At 65.4% G+C, this 17,409-nt stretch carries 14 protein-coding genes; 8 read left to right on the top strand and 6 right to left on the bottom strand.

The window, feature by feature from the left end:
• Window positions 1–89 precede the first annotated feature (89 nt).
• The 6 genes from JFN91_RS05940 to treZ form a co-directional block, all read right to left on the bottom strand.
• The gene (locus tag JFN91_RS05940) at window positions 90–413 is read right to left on the bottom strand and encodes a cation:proton antiporter (RefSeq protein WP_199388265.1); all 324 of its coding nucleotides are present in this window, start codon (window positions 411–413) and stop codon (window positions 90–92) included.
• On the bottom strand, window positions 410–661 hold the full coding sequence (locus JFN91_RS05945) for a monovalent cation/H+ antiporter complex subunit F (protein ID WP_199388266.1): 252 nt from the start codon (window positions 659–661) through the stop codon (window positions 410–412). The genes JFN91_RS05940 and JFN91_RS05945 overlap by 4 nt, the downstream gene beginning before the upstream one ends.
• The gene (locus tag JFN91_RS05950) at window positions 658–1,143 is read right to left on the bottom strand and encodes a hypothetical protein (protein ID WP_199388267.1); all 486 of its coding nucleotides are present in this window, start codon (window positions 1,141–1,143) and stop codon (window positions 658–660) included. Before JFN91_RS05950 ends, JFN91_RS05945 begins: the two co-directional genes overlap by 4 nt.
• A gap of 106 nt (window positions 1,144–1,249) precedes the next feature.
• A complete protein-coding gene (locus JFN91_RS05955) occupies window positions 1,250–2,482 on the bottom strand; it encodes a cation:proton antiporter (RefSeq protein WP_199388268.1) in 1,233 nt (410 codons plus the stop codon).
• Window positions 2,483–2,488: 6 nt separating this feature from the next.
• Window positions 2,489–4,528, bottom strand: coding sequence for an amylo-alpha-1,6-glucosidase (locus tag JFN91_RS05960; protein WP_199388269.1), 2,040 nt, complete (start codon window positions 4,526–4,528; stop codon window positions 2,489–2,491).
• Window positions 4,525–6,402, bottom strand: a complete 1,878-nt coding sequence (gene treZ, locus JFN91_RS05965; protein WP_199388270.1) for a malto-oligosyltrehalose trehalohydrolase — start codon at window positions 6,400–6,402, stop codon at window positions 4,525–4,527. The genes JFN91_RS05960 and treZ overlap by 4 nt, the downstream gene beginning before the upstream one ends.
• 599 nt (window positions 6,403–7,001) lie before the next feature.
• Between treZ and JFN91_RS05970 the strand changes: the two genes are divergently transcribed.
• From JFN91_RS05970 to JFN91_RS06005, 8 genes are all read left to right on the top strand, one after another.
• Complete coding sequence (locus JFN91_RS05970) at window positions 7,002–8,123, top strand: NAD-dependent epimerase/dehydratase family protein (protein ID WP_199388271.1); 1,122 nt, start codon at window positions 7,002–7,004, stop codon at window positions 8,121–8,123.
• Entirely contained in the window at window positions 8,120–10,186 is a 2,067-nt protein-coding gene (locus JFN91_RS05975; protein WP_199388272.1) for an NAD-dependent epimerase/dehydratase family protein, read from the top strand. The genes JFN91_RS05970 and JFN91_RS05975 overlap by 4 nt, the downstream gene beginning before the upstream one ends.
• Entirely contained in the window at window positions 10,186–11,157 is a 972-nt protein-coding gene (locus tag JFN91_RS05980; protein WP_199388273.1) for an MDR/zinc-dependent alcohol dehydrogenase-like family protein, read from the top strand. The genes JFN91_RS05975 and JFN91_RS05980 overlap by 1 nt, the downstream gene beginning before the upstream one ends.
• A 13-nt stretch (window positions 11,158–11,170) precedes the next feature.
• A complete protein-coding gene (locus tag JFN91_RS05985; RefSeq protein ID WP_199388274.1) occupies window positions 11,171–12,172 on the top strand; it encodes a Gfo/Idh/MocA family protein in 1,002 nt (333 codons plus the stop codon).
• Window positions 12,173–12,385: 213 nt separating this feature from the next.
• On the top strand, window positions 12,386–13,528 hold the full coding sequence (locus JFN91_RS05990; protein ID WP_199388275.1) for a glycosyltransferase family 4 protein: 1,143 nt from the start codon (window positions 12,386–12,388) through the stop codon (window positions 13,526–13,528).
• A gap of 239 nt (window positions 13,529–13,767) precedes the next feature.
• A complete protein-coding gene (locus JFN91_RS05995; protein ID WP_199388276.1) occupies window positions 13,768–14,871 on the top strand; it encodes a CgeB family protein in 1,104 nt (367 codons plus the stop codon).
• 363 nt (window positions 14,872–15,234) lie between these two features.
• Entirely contained in the window at window positions 15,235–16,344 is a 1,110-nt protein-coding gene (locus JFN91_RS06000; protein WP_199388277.1) for a CgeB family protein, read from the top strand.
• Complete coding sequence (locus JFN91_RS06005; RefSeq protein ID WP_199388278.1) at window positions 16,341–17,396, top strand: CgeB family protein; 1,056 nt, start codon at window positions 16,341–16,343, stop codon at window positions 17,394–17,396. The genes JFN91_RS06000 and JFN91_RS06005 overlap by 4 nt, the downstream gene beginning before the upstream one ends.
• The last annotated feature ends 13 nt before the right edge of the window (window positions 17,397–17,409 follow it).

A 17,409-nucleotide genomic window follows, 5' to 3' on the forward strand; every position in this document is an offset into this window, starting at 1 on the left:
TGTCACTCCTTTTCCGGGGCAAGCTCCCGCCCCGGCCCTTACCGAAGCAGACTGCCGAAGGGGGACCGGCACCTGCGGAGCCAGTCCCCTTACCTGCCTCCCTCTTTTTGGTGCTTCGCGTGCTCCTCGCGCAGATAATGGGCCCGGGCGGCGGCGAAGGTGATCACGGGGTTGCCGATCACCAGCACCAGGAGGACCAGACCCGCCTTGATGGTCGCCGCCCCCATCCCTTCCTGCACGGCTATGGCCGCCGTGACCGCCGCGCACCCCAGCACGGCCGGAGGCGCCAGGTAGTGCAACTTCCGGTACAGCCCCCTCATCACCAGCAATCCCAGGCAGGAGAAGGCACAGACCGCCAGCGCGAAGCAGGTGAGCAGGGTGACCCCGATTCCTGCCGGGAGATCGGGACTCATAGCCAACGCTCCAGGAAACGAAGATAGACCAGCCCCGAGGCAAGGGAGAGGACCGCGAGCACCAGTGACAGGTCGAAGTAGATGGAGCGGCGGTACCCTTCGGCCAGTAGCAGGATGCCCAGCACGGCGAAAAGCTGCGCCATCTGCAACGCCACGAAGCGCTCCATGAGCGAGCCGGTATAGCAGAGCCACCCGCAAGGGAGCATCAGGAGTACCAGTGCCAGGGCGGCGATGAGCCAGATATTCATGGCAGCTCCACGAAAAGGCGGTCGGTGGTGGAAAGTTCCTTCCCCACCAACTGCCGGATCAGTACTTTCTTTTTCTTCTTGTCGAGGAAGACCAGGTAGCTGTTGGGCGTGATGCAGACGCCGAACGTCATCCAGGCGCGCCGGGCCGACTCGTGCTTGTCCTCCGGGAAGTCGAAGCGGTGCTCGATCATGACGCCGTCCTCTTCCCGGCCGCCAAGCCGGCGCAGCAAGGCGACCAGCAGGAGCCACGATTCCGACAACATCGCGGACGGGATACGCCAGAGCAGGAGCAGCCAGGACGGCTTCAGGCGCAATGGGCTGCGGAAGGAATCGCGCAGCAGGCCGACCAGCCAGAGGGCAAGGAGGGCGGCAACTCCCCCGGTGACCGCCTCGGCCGGGTCGGCCTTGGCGCAAAAGAGCATGTACAGCCCGAGAAAGAGGAGCCAGGTGATGGCAGCGGTGACGACGGCTTTTTTATTCATGAATAAAATTCCTCTGTCGCTTGCGGCTTCACCCACCCCCCAACCCCCTCCCGCCTTCGCGGGACGAAGCGCTTCGGCGCGCAGGCCCGTCAAGGGAGGGGGAGTTCTAGCGCCGGTTCAAGAGGCGCCCGAGGGTGGGACCCTGCACCAGGATCGAGAAGAGCACCACCATATAGGTGGCCATGACCAGGACGTGCACTCCCGGTACCCTGGGGAGCGACATGGCCAACGCGATGGCGATGCCGCCGCGCAGGCCGCTCCAGGTCATGATGGTGGCGTCGCGCAGCGAGAACGGCTCCCGAAGCCGCACCAGCCCCCCGACGGCCAGCACGGAGAGGAACCTCCCCAGCAGCACCACGGGGATGACCATGAGGCCGGTGGAAATGTGGACCAGGCTGAGCCGGTTGCTCAGCACCAGCACCTCCAGCCCGATCAGGGTGAACAGGATCGCGTTCAGGTACTTTTCCACCAAGTCCCAGAACTGGTCCAGGTGCTCCCGGGTGTGTTCGGTCATGGCGAGCTTTCTGCCCCGGCCGCCGATCAACAGGCCGGCCACCACCATCGCCAGCGGCCCGGACACCCCGACCAGCAACGCGAACGAGTACCCGCCCAGCACCAGCGCCAGCGTGATCAGGATCTCCAACCGGTAGTTGTCGACGGCCTTGATGATGAGATACCCGGACCACCCCAGCACGGTCCCGAAGGCGATCCCCCCGGCAGCCTCCCTGATGAAGGTGTCTAAGACCATCCTCGCCGTCGGCTGCGCCGTCCCCTGCGCCACCGCCAACAGGGTCAGGAACAGCACGATGCCGATGCCGTCGTTGAAAAGCGCTTCCCCGGCGATCCAGGAGTTGAGCCGGTCCGGGATGCCGTGGCTCCTGAGGGTGGGGAGCACGGCCACCGGGTCGGTGGGGGACATGATGGCGCCAAAGAGCAGCGACTGGGCCAGCCCGACCTTGAGCCCCAGAAGGAGCGTGATGCCGTAAAACCCGGCACCGATGGCCCCGGCCGAAACCAGCACCCCGGCCACGGAGAAGAGCGCGATGCTGAGCTTCACGTTGAGGAGCTCTTCCACCTTGACGAAGAGCCCGCCCGCGAAGAGGAGCAGGCTCAGGATCCCCTGCAGGAACAGGACGTCGAAGTCGATGCGGCTCATGATCCGCTGCGCCGGGGTCACCACGTCGATCCCCAGCGCCAGCAAAAGCCACAGCAAAAGGGAAAAGAGCAGGCTTTGCAGCATGAGCCCGACCGTGGGCTGCAGTTTAAGGAAGCGGTAGTTGATGTAGGCGAAGGCCGCGGTGAGCGTGGTCAGAAGCGCCGTGATCTGGAAGACGCGCATCCCGCGTCACTGTGCCGTCTTGAGCCAACAGCGCAGCATCTCGGCGACGCTCCAGGCCTGCGCGATGCATCCCCTCGGGCTGTACGGCTGCTCGGCGTCGAAGATCTCACTGATGGAGCCGATGCACTGCTGGTTCAGCTGCTGCACCAGCCCTTCCAGGAAGCCGCGCGCCGCGCCGACCTGGTCGGGGTAGAGCTTCATCCAGGAGTCGATGAAGGTACCGATGAGCCAGGGCCATACAGTCCCCTGGTGGTAGGCGGCATCGCGGGCTCGCAGGTCGCCGTGATAGGTCGGCTTGTAGTCGGGGTGCCCGGGGGCGAGGGTACGCAGCCCCACCGGTGTCAGCAGGCGCTGGCGCACCGTGTCCAGCACGTTGGGCCAGCGGTCCCGCTCCAGCACCGGGTAGGGGAGCGAGATGGCGAAGAGCTGGTTGGGGCGGCAGGCGCTGTCGTCGCCCAGCTCGCCGTCCACCACGTCGTAGAGGTAGCCGCCGTCGGCAAACCAGAAGCGCTGGTTGAAGGAGCGGTAGGTCTGGTCGGCGTAGCCGCCCAACTGGCGCGAGTACTGCTCGTCTCCCAACTGCTCGGTCCACTGCTGCATCAGACGCAGGGCGTTGTACCAGAGTGCGTTCAGCTCCACCGCCTTGCCGCGCCGGGGCGTGACCACCCAGTCACCCACCTTGGCGTCCATCCAGGTGAGCTGGTATCCCTCGGCCCCCTGCTTCAGCAGGCCGTCGCTGGGGTCGACGCCGATGCCGAAGCTGGTGCCAGAGAGGTGCCGGTCGATGATCTCGCGCATCTGGGGCATGATCATGTGCAGCGTGGCCCGGTCGTTGGTGTATTCGAGGTAGCGGTTCAGGGCGTGGAAGAACCACAGGCTCGCGTCGGCGGTGTGGTAGAGCCCCTCGCTGTGCCCCTCGGGGAAGAGGTTGGGGATCAGGCCGTTTTTCACGTAGTGGGCGAAGGTGCGCAGGATCCATCCCGCCTCGGTGTGGCGCCCGGTGGCGAGGGTGAGCCCCTCCAGCGAGATCATGGTGTCGCGCCCCCAGTCGGTGAACCAGTGGTAGCCGGCGATTACGGTGCAGACCTCGTCCCCCATGGCGTGGGCGCGCACGCTTTCCTTGTGCCGTCCGGCCGGGGTGATGATGAACTGGTCGGTGGCCAGCACAAGTTCCGCGGGAAGCCCCTGGCGCGCCCTCGGGTCGGCAGCAGCCAAGAGCAACCGGCGCCGCTCCCGCTCCATCTCCAGCGACGCCGCCGGCGGGAGCGCCGCGATCGTTTCCCAGGTCTCGGTCGAGGCAGTGAGGGCGGCATCATGCCCTATGCCCAGGTCGACGGCGAAGTAGCCGGCGGTCCACAGCGTCCCCAGCGATTCATAGCCTCTGGCGCTTTCCTCGTTGTAGAAGATGTCGGTGCTGTGTTTCTCCTCCAAGGTGAAGTTCCCCCTGCCACCGTTGATCACCAGCCGTAACTGAGGTGAGTTGGTACCGGAGGAGATCTGGTAGCGGTTCTGCACGGCGGTGAACATGTAAGGTTCGTCCGCGACCGAATCGACCGAGGCGTCGTGGTGTCGGAACTGCAGGTAGGGCTGCAGCTTCAAGCGCACCATTTTCTCTCCGGAAAGGAGGCGGTAGATAAGGTGCATCGTGTTCTGCCGGTGCACCATGACCAGTTGCTTCTCGATCACGGTCCCGTTGATGTCGTAGCGCCAGACCGGCAGGCCGTCCTCCAGGCGGAAGCCGGTCAGGTACTCCATGCCGTGGAAGTCGAGCCCCTCCTCCTTCTGGTCGCCGCCGAAACGCACCATGCTCCCGTCCGCAAAGCGGATCGCCTCGGTGAGCCGGTTCAGCACGACAATGCGCCCCAGCGGGGAGGGGTAGGCGGCGATGAGCAGGCCGTGATAGCGTCGGGTGAGCGCGCCGCAGACCGTTCCCGAGGCGTATCCTCCCAGGCCATTGGTGACAAGCCACTCCTGCTCCAAGAGTTGCCGCGTCTTCGCTTCCTCGTCGTGGCGGTCGAAATGGAATTCCCGTGTCACCGTGGTCATGGCTGGTTCCCTCCTTCCGGCACCGGAATCAGTGCCAGCGTTGCGTACCCCTGCAGGCGCCAGAATTTCTCCGTGTCGAGCTTCGGCGTGCCGGAACCGCCGAACTCTATCTTTTCGCTGCTCCAGAGTATCTGCCAGCTGCATCCCAGGGGCGGGGCGAGCATCGGCTCCGGGATCGGTGCCAGGTGCTGCTCGCGCCCCAGGTTGACCAGCACCAGGCGCTGCTGTTCTTCCAGGAAGTAGCGCAGCAGGAATCCCGACCTCCCCAGCACCGCCCCCTCGATATGGCAGTCGTAGCCGCGGCTGAAGACCGGGTCCTCGCGCCTGAGGCGGATCAGGTCGCGGTAGAGCGCGTAGACCTTGTCGTGGCGCTCGCGCTCCCTCAGGTCGAGGCGCGACTGCTGGAAGGTCTCCAACTCGTAAGGCTTATCGATAGTGTCGATCACCTCGGGGGAATCGACATTGGTGAACTGTTTGAGGAACTCGATGCGGCCGGCGTGGACCTGCTGCGAGGTCTCGGGACTCAGGTCGGCGAAGTAGAGGAAGGGGGAACTAGCCGAGAACTCCTGCCCCTGGAAGATCATCGGCGTCTGGGGGAGCAGGAACAGCAGCGCGGTCATTGCCCGCAGCCCCGCCGGGTTAGTGAGCCGGTCGATGCGGATGCCCCAGGCCGAGTTGCCGATCTGGTCGTGGTTCTGGATGTAGTTGATATAGCAGCTCGGGTTGTGGCCCATGGTGGGGGAGCCGCGCCGCTTCCCTTGCCAGAAGTAGAACTGCCCCTGGTAGAGGTAGCTCCACTTGGCGCAGGAGATCATCTCCTGTGGGGAGCCGTAGTATTCCGAGTAGTAGGCGTCGTTGTAGCCGGTGAGGGCGACGTGGGCGCTATGGTGAAAGTCGTCGTTCCAGACCCCGTCCATGCCGAAGCCACCTTGCTCCCGGGGGCGCAGGCAGCGGAAGTCCTGCTCCTCGTTCTCGGCCACCAGCAGCAGTCCGCGCTTGCCGGCGCGCTCCCGGACCCGGCTGGTGATGTCCCCAAGGATATGGATCTCGGAGTTGTCGATGATGGCGTGGGTGGCGTCGAAGCGCAGGCCGTCGACGTGGAACTCGTCGATCCAGTAGGCGGCGTTGGACATGAAGAACTCGCGCACCGGGCCGCACTGCCTGCCGTCGAAATTCATCACCTTGCCCCAGTCGCTCTCCTTGTCGCCGTAGTAGAAGTCCGAGTAACGGGCGAGGTAGTTCCCCTCGGGGCCGAAATGGTTGTAGACCACGTCCAGCAGCACGCCGAGCCCGAGGCTGTGGGCACGGTCCACGAAGCTGCGCATGTTGTCGGGCGTCCCGTAAAGCCTGGTGGGGGCGAAGTGGTTCACCCCGTCGTAGCCCCAGCCGAACCGGCCGGGAAAGTCCGCCACCGGCATCACCTCGACCAGGGTGATGCCCAGGTCCTTGAGCGCGGGGAGTTGCTCCTGGGCGGTGCGCCAGGTCCCCTCCATGGTGAAGGTGCCCAGGTGCAGTTCGTAGATGACGTGCCCCTCGCGCTCAACGCCGGTCCACCCCTGGTCGCTCCAGATAAAGGTTGCCGGGTCTATGACCTGGGAGGGGCCGTGCGGCCCCTCGGGCTGGAACCGGGAGGCCGGGTCGGGGAAACACTCACCGCCGTCCAGGCAGTAACGGTAGCGGGAGCCGGCACCGGCCTCGCGGCAGATGCCGGAAAAGTAGCCCCCTTCCTCCGGGGCAAGCAGCGTTGCCTGCGGCGACGGGGCCCCCTCGAGCACCACCTCTACCTCCATGTGTCCCGGCGCCCAGACCCGGAAGTGCACCCCTTCTGGCACCACCTCCGCGCCGATCGGCATCCTTCTCTGTACCGAAGCCATCGCCCCTCCCGAGCCACAAAGCGTTGCAGGAGACCTCGCGTCCCCCTTTTGCAAAGGCTGTATTAGCGAATGCTGTTGGTATTTCCTGGTTCCCAAGCTCCAGCTTGGGAACCCCATATGGCGCAAAGCTCCAGGTATGTATCCGAGGGAAGCTGGAGCTTCTGAAAGGCTTTGCGTTCCCAAGGCGGACCTTGGGAACGAGATCAAACGAGATCAACCCAGGCCCCTTGTCCCCCCTCCCCTTGCGGGAGGGGGGGCGATGTCACAGTCTCTTTGCCGTTAGAAGTGTAGTGAAAAATTAACACGCTTTAAAATAACACACTCCGCGATTTTTAAAACCGAAGCGGCACCGCACCATCTTCATGTGCGTTTATTTCTGTCGCCGCAACCTGTCGAATGACGCAAGTGTCAGTGGCGGGAAGGGGATGCAGGTCGCCCATCTCCGCCAACTTACTGGTGGAAAGAGCACTTTTTTGGGTGAAGTGGTTTGACAGAAAATCCGTCACTGCTAGTATTGAGTTTTGTTAATTTGAATGAATTAACTTTATGTTAATTAGATGACCGCTACCGCAGATATCTCACCCCCCAGGGAGGATCCTATGTCAGGGAGCGTTCTTATTACGGGGGGGGCCGGTTTCATCGGTTCCCACCTGGCCGACGAACTGCTGCGTCACGGCTACCGGGTGCGCGTGCTGGACAGCCTGGTGCCGCAGGTCCATGGCCCCGATGCAGACCGTCCGGCCTACCTGGACCCCGAAGTCGAACTGATCAAGGGGGACGTGCGGGACCCGGCGGCGGTGCAAAAGTCGCTGGTGGGAACCGATGCCGTGTTCCATTTCGCCGCCATGGTCGGGGTGGGGCAGAGCATGTACGAGATCGAGCGCTACACCTCGGTGAACAACTGCGGTACGGCGGTGCTGCTCGAGGCGATGGCACAGGCCCGGGGAGATAGAAAGCTCATCGTCGCCTCCAGTATGAGTATTTACGGGGAAGGGCGTTACCGGGACGGAAGCGGCGCCTACTACGACAACGTCATGAGGGAGGTCGGGCAGTTGCAGCGGGGCAAGTGGGAGCCGCTGCTCGGGGAGAGCGAGCCGCTCATTCCGGTCCCGACGCCGGAGGAGAAAGCACCGTCGCTGGCCTCGGTGTACGCCCTTTCCAAGTACGACCAGGAGCGCATGGCGCTCATCGTGGGGGGATGCTACCGGATTCCGGTGGTTGCGCTCCGTTTCTTCAACGTGTACGGCACCAGGCAGGCCCTTTCCAACCCCTACACCGGGGTCCTGGCCATCTTCGCCTCCCGGCTCATGAACGGCAACCCGCCGCGCATCTTCGAGGATGGCCGGCAGCAGCGCGACTTCGTCAGCGTGCACGACGTGGTCACCGCCTGTCGCCTGGCGCTGGAGGTGGACCAGCAGAAGCAGCAGCTCTTCAATATAGGAAGCGGCGCCAACATCTCGGTGCTGCAGGTTCTGGAGCGCTTCTGCCAGGTGCTCGACATGGATTCCATCGAACCGGAGATCACCGGCAGCTACCGCGCCGGCGACATCCGCCACTGCTTCGCCGACATCACCAGCGCCCGCGACGTGCTGGGCTACGCGCCACGCGTCAACTTCGAGGAGGGGCTCAGGGAGTTGGCCGGGTGGCTGGAAGGGGAAGTGGCGATAGACCGGGTCGCCCAGGCGCACGCCGAGCTGACCCAGCGGGGACTGACGCTATGAGCCGCCCGGGTGTCGAAGCGTTGCCGGAGAAGTTCGGCATGGTGGAGTGGTTCCGTCCCGGCGAACGGGAACGGGTGGAGCGGGTGCTCGCCGACATGAAGCGGCTGGGTGCGAGGCGGCTGCGCACCGGCATCTCCTGGGCCGACTGGTACACCAGCGAGGGGAGAGAGTGGTTCGACTGGCTGGTGCCGCGCCTTTCCAGCGAGGTGGAGCTTTTGCCCTGCGTGCTCTACACGCCCCCCTCCATCGGCCTGGAGCCGAAGACCTCGTCGCCCCCCAAGAGGGCCCTCGACTACGCCGACTTCATCGATCTTTTCATCACCGCCTTCGGGGACCACTTCGAATACGTGGAACTGTGGAACGAGCCCAACAACCTGAGCGAATGGGACTGGACCCTGGACCCGCACTGGACTGTTTTCGGCGAGATGATCGGGGCCGCGGCCTACTGGGCCAGGCAGCGGGGCAAGAAGACCGTCCTGGGCGGGATGAGCCCCATCGACGGGCACTGGCTGTGCCGCATGTTCGACCTAGGCGTCATGGATTACATCGACGTGGTGGGGATCCACGGCTTCCCCGACATCTTCGACTACACCTGGAAAGGGTGGGCACGAAACGTCGCCATGGTGCGGGAGATCCTGGACCAGCACGACTCCCCCTGCGAGATCTGGGTCACCGAGGCGGGATTCTCCACCTGGCAGCATGACGAGTTCAAGCAGGCCCGGGTCTTCCTGGAGTTCCTGGAGGCGCCGGCACAGCGGCTGTACTGGTACGGTGCCGACGACCTGGACCCGGGGCTGGCCGCGGTGGACCGGTTTCACCTGGACGAGCGTGAATACTATTTCGGCTTCCGCAAGGCGGACGGCTCACCGAAGCTGCTCTACCGCCTGCTCGAGGAGGGGAAGGTGACGGCCCTGAGAAAGGTCGGGGAAGTGGCGACAGCGGCACCGGCACGGACCGGTTCGGCCGGGGACAAGGCGATCCTGGTTACCGGCGGGGCCGGCTTCATCGGCACCAACCTGGTGCACCACCTGGCCCGCGAGGGGAAAAGGGTCATCGTCTACGACAACCTGTCCCGCCCCGGCGTCGAGGAGAACCTGATCTGGCTCAGGGAGAACTGCGGCGACCGCCTCGAAGTGAGGATTGCAGACACCAGGAACCACCTGGCGCTGCACGACGCCATCGCCCAGTGCTCCCACGTGTACCACTTCGCCGCCCAGGTTGCGGTCACCACCAGCATCGACAACCCGGCAGCCGACTTCGCCATCAACGGGCAGGGGACCTTCGCCCTTTTGGAGGCGATCCGCACCGCGAAGGAGCGGCCCTCTCTCTTGTTCACCTCGACCAACAAGGTCTACGGCGGCATCGAGGGGTGCCGCATCCGCAAGAACGGCACCCGCTATCAGCCGTTCGACCCGGAACTCAGGCGCTACGGTTTCGGCGAGGGGACACCACTCGATTTCCTGAGCCCCTACGGCTGTTCCAAGGGGTGTGCCGATCAGTACGTGCTCGACTACGCCCGCAGCTTCGGCATCAACGCCGCCGTGTTCCGCATGAGCTGCATCTATGGGCCGCACCAGTACGGCACCGAGGACCAGGGATGGGTGGCGCACTTCGCCATCCGGACCCTCAAGGGGGAGCCCATCACCCTCTACGGCGACGGCTACCAGGTGCGTGACCTTCTCTTCGTCGAGGACCTGGTGGACGCCATGTGCCGCGCCGGTGCGGTGATGCCGGAGATCTCCGGGCAGGCTTTCAACATCGGCGGCGGCCCGGAGCGAGCCGCGAGCCTTTTGGAACTTCTGGAGCTGCTGCGCGACCTGCACGGCTCCCTGCCGCAGGTGAGCTTCGACGACTGGCGCACCGGCGACCAGCGCTACTACGTCTCCGACACGAGGAAATTCGCGGCGGCGACCGGGTGGGCCCCGCGCCACTCCGTGCGGGAGGGGGTGGAGCGGCTGTACCGCTGGCTGTGCCAGTCCATCGGCACCCCGGCTCGCGGCGCCGAAAGCACTGAAGAAAAGCAGAGAAAAAGCTACCCGGCTCCGGGTATGGAGGCCATGTGATGAGCGAGATGATGCAGGCGGCGGTGATTACCGGCCCGGGCGAGGCGGCCGTGCAACTGGTGCCCCGTCCGGAACCGCAGGCGGGAGAGGTGCTGGTGGCCCTGGAGGGGTGCGGCGTCTGCGCCTCGAACCTGCCGTTGTGGCAGGGGCGCAGCTGGTTCAATTACCCGGCGCTTCCCGGCGCCCCCGGGCACGAAGGGTGGGGCAGGGTGCAGGCGCTGGGCGACGGGGTGCAGGGGGTAAAGATCGGCGACCGGGTCACCTTCCTCTCTTACAACGCCTACGCCCAGTACGACATGGTGCGCGTCGACGCCCTGGTCAAGATCCCTGCCTCGCTGGAAGGGCAGCCTTTTCCGGGAGAGCCGGTCGGCTGCGCCATGAACGTCTTCCGTCGTTCCGCCATCGAGCCGGGACAGACCGTGGCCCTGATCGGGGCGGGGTTCCTGGGCGCCATCTTCACCGCGCTCGCTACGGCGCGCGGGGCCCACGTGATCGCCATCTCGCGCCGCGGCTTTGCGCTGGAGCTCGCCAAGCGCTGCGGCGCCGAGGAGACCGTGGTCCTGGACGACCACCAGCGCGTCATGGACCGGGTGCGGCAGTTGGCCGGTGAGCGGGGCTGCGACCGGGTGGTGGAGGCGACCGGGCACCAGTGGCCGCTGGATCTCGCCGGAGAACTGGTGCGGGAAGGGGGCAAGATCGTCATCGCCGGCTACCACCAGGACGGGCTGCGCCAGGTCAACGTCCAGCTCTGGAACTGGAAGGGGATCGACGTCATCAACGCGCACGAGCGCGACCCGCGGGTCTACCTGGAGGGAATGCGCGCCGGCATTGCCGCCGTCGAGTCCAGGATGTTCCCGCTCAAGGATCTGATCACCCACAGTTTCAGCCTCGAAGAACTGGGGCGCGCTTACCGGGCGCTGGAAGGGCGTCCCGACGGTTTCCTGAAAGGGATGATTCGCATCGAGCAGTAGGAAAGGGGAAGGGATGAAGAAGAAACAGGCATTACCAAGGCTTGGTTTTCTCGGCACCGGCTGGATCGGCCGACACCGGATGGAGGCCATCGTAAAAAGCGGGGAGGCCGAGGTGGCCGCCATCGCGGACCTCTGCCCGGAGAACGCACAGGAGGCTGGCAAGCTCGCGCCGCAGGCACCGCTGATGGAGTCGCTGGATGAGCTGTTGGAGCTAGAGCTGGACGGCGTGGTCATCGCGACGCCCAGCGCCGGACACTGCTACCAGGCACTGCGCGCTCTGGACCGCGGACTGGCCGTGTTCTGCCAGAAGCCACTGGGGAGAAACGCGGAAGAGGCGCAGCTCGTGGTGGGGGCGGCACGGGCGGTGAACCGGCTCCTGGGGGTCGATTTTTCCTACCGCTACACCGACGCCATCCAGAAGATGCACCAACTGGTGAGTTCGGGGGAGCTGGGGCAGGTGTACGCCGCCGACCTGGTCTTCCACAACGCCTACGGCCCTGACAAGGACTGGTTCTACGACCCGGAACTTTCCGGTGGCGGCTGCCTGATGGACCTCGGCAGCCACCTGGTCGACCTGGCACTCTGGTTCTTCGGTTACCCCGAGGTGCGCAGCGTCTCCAGCTCCATCTTTGCCGGCGGCGAACGGCTCAAGGTCGGCTCAGGCAAGGTGGAGGACTACGCGGTGGTCTCCCTGGTGCTCGAGGACGGCCACGCGGTGCGCGTTGCCTGCTCCTGGAACGTCTCGGCGGGACGCGACGCCGTCATCGAATCGAGTTTCTACGGGACCAACGGCGGCGTCAGCTTCAAGAACGTGCAGGGCTCCTTCTACGACTTCGTCGCCGAACACTTCCGCGGGACCTCGTCGGAAACCATCGCTGCTCCCCCGGACGAGTGGGGGGGGAGGTGCGCCGTGGCCTGGGCGCGCCAGTTGAGATTAGGAGGCAACGGTTTCGATCCTCAGGCGGAGCAACTGGTCCGTGTGGCCGAGGTGCTCGACGCCGCCTACGGTAGATGATCAAGGTAAACCGGTAAGCAGATAAATCAATACACCGATAAGTCGATACGTCGCGCCAGGCGGCGCTTCAGTACATCCCCCCGGCTGAGCCGGGCCATGGGAAGGGCTGTCGCTTCGCCTGAAGTGGCCACTGCATCTCATGAGATGACGACGGTTTAGTACCTAATTTTTCAGGCGATTCTTCAACAGTGCTGCAGCAGGGATTTTTTATTCATGAATAAAGCCGCGCCTACAACAGCCGGAGACGATCACGCCCCTGCCAACGCGCCGGGGCTGATACTCATGACCGCGGATCCCATCGGCGGAGTCTGGAACTACGTCCTGGAACTCAGCCGAGGCCTGGCCCAGTACGGGGTGCGCATCGCGCTCGCCACCATGGGGCGCCCGCTTTCGCCGGGGCAGCGCCGGGAGGTGGCGGACGAGGCCAACGTCACCCTGTTCGAAAGCGGCTATCGGTTGGAGTGGATGGACGACCCCTGGGTCGACGTTGAGAAGAGCGGCGAGTGGCTGCTGGCCCTGGAGGCGGAGCTGAAACCTGACCTGGTGCACCTGAACGGCTACGTCCACGCGGCGCTTCCCTGGCGCAGCCCGTGCCTGGTGGTGGCCCACTCCTGCGTTCTGTCCTGGTGGGAGGCGGTGCGCGGCGAGCAGGCGCCGCAGCGGCTCGACGACTACCGGGTGCGCGTGTCCCGGGGGCTGGCCGCGGCGGACCTGGTGGCGGCACCTTCCTCGGCGATGCTGGACTGCATCAGGAGGCTCTACCTGCCGCTGCCCGACGCGCAGGTGGTCTACAATGCTCGCGGTCGCACCCGGTTTCGTCCCGGCATGAAGGAGGATTTCATTCTCTCGGTGGGGCGGGTCTGGGACGAGGCCAAGAACATCGGGGCGCTGGTGCGCAACGCCTACGATCTCCCCTGGCCGGTGTACGTGGCGGGGGAGATCAACCAGCCCGGTGGTGGGGCGGCTAACGTCGACGGCGTCAACCGGCTCGGCTTCCTGGCGCCGGAATCGCTGGCCCCCTGGTACGCCGCGGCCGCCATCTACGTCCTCCCGGCGCGCTACGAGCCTTTTGGCCTCACCGTCCTCGAGGCGGCCCAGTCGGGCTGCGCGCTGGTGCTCGGGGATATCCCAAGTCTGCGTGAGCTTTGGGACGGGGCGGCTTTGTTCGTGGATCCCGACTCGGCCATGGACCTGCAAAAGCAGTTGCGCGCGCTCTGCGCCGACCGCAACCGGCAGGCGAGCCTCAGGGAGAAGGCGCTGGAGCGGAGCCGCAGCTTCACCGCCGCCAAGATGACTGATGGTTACCTGGCGCTGTACCAGAGGCTGCGCGGGGGAGCTGATCTGAGCCGGCAATGACGGAAATCCCCCTCCCTGGCCCTCCCCCTCCGGGGACGGGGACGAGGCTGCCAGTGACTGTGGAACAAGCCACTCTCCAGGTGGGAGGCCGTTCCGCTCCTCTCCCTCCGGGGGCGGGGACGAGGCTGCCAGTGACTGCGCAACGAGCCGCTCTCCAGCTAGGAGGCCGTTCCGCTCCTCCCCCCGGAGGGGGGAGGTTGGGAGGGGGGCAACGCCCAGAAATGGAGGCAGACCCAACGATGCGCATCGCGATGTTTTACCATTCCATTCTCTCCGACTGGAACCACGGCAACGCCCATTTTCTGCGGGGCATCGTCACGGAACTGGGGCAACTCGGGCACACGGTGACGGTCTACGAGCCGGAAAACGGTTGGAGCTACAGCAACATGCTGCGCGACAGCGGCGAGGCGGCGGTGCGGGACTTCGAGCGCGCCTACCCCGGGCTTACCGGCACCCGCTACCGATTGGAGGAGCTGGACCTGGACCGGACCCTATCCGACGCCGATCTGGTCATCGTCCACGAGTGGAGCGACCATGAACTGGTCCGGCGCCTGGGGGAGCACCGCAAAAGCGGCGGTAGCTATCGCCTTTTGTTCCATGACACCCACCACAGGAGCGTCACCGACGAGCCCGCCATGGCCGCCTACGACCTCTCCGGTTTCGACGGCGTGCTCGCCTACGGCGCCCGCATCAGGGAGATCTACCTGGCGCGGGGGTGGGCCAAGCGGGTCTGGCTCTGGCACGAGGCCGCGGACGTGCGGGTCTTTCAGCCGCTGCAGTCGCCGGACAAGGTGGGGGACGTGGTCTGGATCGGCAACTGGGGGGACGATGAACGTGCCCGGGAGATCCGGGAGTTCTTTGTGGAGCCGGTGCGCAGGCTGCACCTGAAAGGGGTGGTCTACGGAGTGCGCTACCCGAAGCAGGCGCTGCAGCTTTTGGCCGAGGCGGGGATCGGCTACGGCGGCTGGCTCCCCAACTTCGAGGTGCCCCGGGTGTTCAGTAGGTTCCGGCTCACGGTTCACATCCCGCGCCGCCCCTACGTGGAGGCCCTCCCCGGCATCCCGACCATCCGACCTTTTGAGGCGTTGGCCTGCGGTATCCCGCTGGTCTCCGCCCCCTGGGTCGACAGCGACCGGCTCTTCACCGACGGCGTCGACCTCCTCTATGCCCGTGACGGCCGAGAGATGGAACAGCAGATGCGGAGCCTGCTGCATGACCCGGCGCTGGCGCAGAGTCTTGCCGAGCACGGCAGGGAAACCATCATGGCCCGGCACACCTGCCGCCACCGCGTGGAGGAACTGCTGGAGATCTGTCGCGAGCTCGGCCTGAAGAACGGCGAATGATGACGATGGTCGATACACGTGAAGTAACGTCCCCCCCTTTTGCGAAGGGGGGCAGGGGGGATTTGCTCTTGTCGGAATGCCCCCTTTTCCTGGTTCCCAAGCTCTCGCTTGGTAACCACATATGGCGCAAAGCTCCAGCTTTGCATCTGAGGGAAGTTGGCGCTTTGGAGAGGCTTTGCGTTCCCAAGGCGGACCTTGGGAACGAGATCAACTGGTCACTGCCTGGTCAAACACCAAGGCAAATCCCCTCTGTCTCCCCTTCAACAAAGGGGAGGACGCGGGTTCACGTGCAGCGCTTAGTGAACAGCTGAACAGCAGATAGGTTTCGCGCTGTAAATCTACTCTTTGATGAAAGGAACCTCCATGGCTGCCCAACTCAACATCTCCTTCTTCGCTTCGAGCCTGGTCTCCGCCTACTGGAACGGCGCCGCCACCTACTACCGCGGCATGGTGCGGGCGCTCTCCCGCCTGGGGCACCGCATCACCTTCTACGAACCCGACGCCTACAACCGGCAGGCGCACCGGGACATCGATGACCCGGAGTGGGCCACCGTGGTGGTCTACCCGGCCACCGAGCAGGGGGTGATGCGCTCGCTGGAAGCGGCCCGGGGCTCCGACCTGATCATCAAGGCGAGCGGGGTCGGAGTCTTCGACGGGTTGCTGGAACGCGAGGTGCTGCGCCTGAAGCGGCCGGGGACCCAGGTGATCTTCTGGGACGTCGACGCGCCGGCGACCCTGGAACGCATCGGCAACGACCCCGCCGACCCGTTCCGGAGCCTGATCCCGCAGTACGACCTGGTGCTCACCTACGGCGGCGGCGACCCTATCGTGCGCGCCTACCGCGGCTTCGGCGCCCGCAAATGCATCCCCATCTACAACGCCCTCGACCCCGACACCCATTACCCGGTCCCGCCCGAGCCGCGGCTCAAGGCGGACCTCTCTTTCCTGGGCAACCGCCTGCCGGACCGCGAGCGCCGGGTCGACGAGTTCTTCCTCACCGTCGCCGACAAGCTTCCCCACCGGAGTTTCCTGCTGGCCGGCAGCGGTTGGGAGGACAAGGAGCGCGCCGGCAACGTCCACTACCTGGGACACCTCGGGACTGGTGACCATAACGCCTTCAACTGCAGCGCCATGGCCATCCTTAACGTGAGTCGCGACGGCATGGCGCGCAACGGTTTCTCGCCGGCCACCCGCGTCTTCGAGGCGGCGGGCGCCGGCGCCTGCATGATCACCGACCACTGGGACGGGATCGAATACTTCTTCGAACCGGAGCGGGAGATCTGTGTGGCGCGCAACGGCGACGAGGTGGCGCAGATCCTGGAGCGGCTCACCCCCTCGATAGCTGCGGCCATGGGCGTGCGGGCGCTGGCGCGGGTGCGGGCGCACCACACCTACGCGCACCGGGCCCGGCAGTTCCAGGAGATCTTTGCTGCCGGGCCAATCCGCCGGGCTTACATTGGAGGTGCGCCATGAAAATCGTCGTCTTCGGCCTGTCCATCACCTCCTCCTGGGGCAACGGTCACGCCACTACGTACCGGGGGCTATTGCGGGAGATGGACCGGCGCGGTCACGAGATCCTGTTCCTGGAGCGGGACGCCACCTGGTACGAGGCCCACCGTGACCTTCCCGAGCCCCCCTTTTGCAACACCCTGATCTACAAGTCGCTGGACGAACTCTTCTCCGAGTACGGCCCCGAGATCTGCGATGCCGACTGCGTCATCGTGGGCTCCTACGTCTACCAGGGGATCGAGGTGGGCAAATGGGTCAGCAAACACGCCAAGGGGATCAAGGCCTTCTACGACATCGATACGCCGGTGACGCTGGCCGCCCTGGACCGGGGCGAGTGCCAGTACCTGAGCGAGGATCTCATCCCCTGTTACGACCTCTACCTCTCCTTCACCGGCGGCCCGACCCTGGACCACATCGAGCGCCGCTACGGTTCGCGGGCAGCGCGCCCCCTGTACTGCTCGGTCGATCCCCTGGTGCACTACCCGATGCAGATCACCCCACGCTGGGACCTGGGTTACCTGGGAACCTACAGCCGGGACCGCCAGCCCGGCCTGGACCTGCTGCTGGGCCAGCCGGCCTCTATGTGGGAGAAGGGGCGCTTCGTGGTTGCCGGCGCCCAATACCCCTCGGAAATCAAGTGGTCCAAGAACACGCACCGCATCGAGCACCTGCCGCCGGAGTGCCACAGCGAGTTCTACAGCTCGCAGCGCTTCACCCTGAACCTGACCAGGAAACAGATGCAGATCGCCGGCTACTCCCCCAGCGTGCGCCTCTTCGAAGCCGCGGCCTGTGCCGTCCCCATCGTGAGCGACCACTGGCCGGGGCTGGAGCAGTTCTTCGTGCCGGGTAAGGAGATCCTGCTCGCCTCCGGCAGCCAGGAGATGCTGCGCATCCTGCAGCGTTTCCCCGACGAGGAGCGTCGCGCCATCGGCGAGCGTGCCCGCGCCCGGGTGATGCAGTCCCACTCGGCATCCTGCCGCGCCGAGGAGCTCGAGGAGTACCTGACCGCGCTGTGAAGGAGAAACAACG

This window comes from Geomonas anaerohicana (assembly GCF_016458305.1).
In the GTDB taxonomy this organism is placed as follows: domain Bacteria; phylum Desulfobacterota; class Desulfuromonadia; order Geobacterales; family Geobacteraceae; genus Geomonas; species Geomonas anaerohicana.

Bases quoted from the DNA above. Each gene is read 5' to 3' on its own strand.
- JFN91_RS05940 (WP_199388265.1), bottom strand. From the start codon at position 413: ATGAGTCCCGATCTCCCGGCAGGAATCGGGGTCACCCTGCTCACCTGC.
- JFN91_RS05945 (WP_199388266.1), bottom strand. From the start codon at position 661: ATGAATATCTGGCTCATCGCCGCCCTGGCACTGGTACTCCTGATGCTC.
- JFN91_RS05950 (WP_199388267.1), bottom strand. From the start codon at position 1,143: ATGAATAAAAAAGCCGTCGTCACCGCTGCCATCACCTGGCTCCTCTTT.
- JFN91_RS05955 (WP_199388268.1), bottom strand. From the start codon at position 2,482: ATGCGCGTCTTCCAGATCACGGCGCTTCTGACCACGCTCACCGCGGCC.
- JFN91_RS05960 (WP_199388269.1), bottom strand. From the start codon at position 4,528: ATGACCACGGTGACACGGGAATTCCATTTCGACCGCCACGACGAGGAA.
- treZ (WP_199388270.1), bottom strand. From the start codon at position 6,402: ATGGCTTCGGTACAGAGAAGGATGCCGATCGGCGCGGAGGTGGTGCCA.
- JFN91_RS05970 (WP_199388271.1), top strand. From the start codon at position 7,002: ATGTCAGGGAGCGTTCTTATTACGGGGGGGGCCGGTTTCATCGGTTCC.
- JFN91_RS05975 (WP_199388272.1), top strand. From the start codon at position 8,120: ATGAGCCGCCCGGGTGTCGAAGCGTTGCCGGAGAAGTTCGGCATGGTG.
- JFN91_RS05980 (WP_199388273.1), top strand. From the start codon at position 10,186: ATGAGCGAGATGATGCAGGCGGCGGTGATTACCGGCCCGGGCGAGGCG.
- JFN91_RS05985 (WP_199388274.1), top strand. From the start codon at position 11,171: ATGAAGAAGAAACAGGCATTACCAAGGCTTGGTTTTCTCGGCACCGGC.
- JFN91_RS05990 (WP_199388275.1), top strand. From the start codon at position 12,386: ATGAATAAAGCCGCGCCTACAACAGCCGGAGACGATCACGCCCCTGCC.
- JFN91_RS05995 (WP_199388276.1), top strand. From the start codon at position 13,768: ATGCGCATCGCGATGTTTTACCATTCCATTCTCTCCGACTGGAACCAC.
- JFN91_RS06000 (WP_199388277.1), top strand. From the start codon at position 15,235: ATGGCTGCCCAACTCAACATCTCCTTCTTCGCTTCGAGCCTGGTCTCC.
- JFN91_RS06005 (WP_199388278.1), top strand. From the start codon at position 16,341: ATGAAAATCGTCGTCTTCGGCCTGTCCATCACCTCCTCCTGGGGCAAC.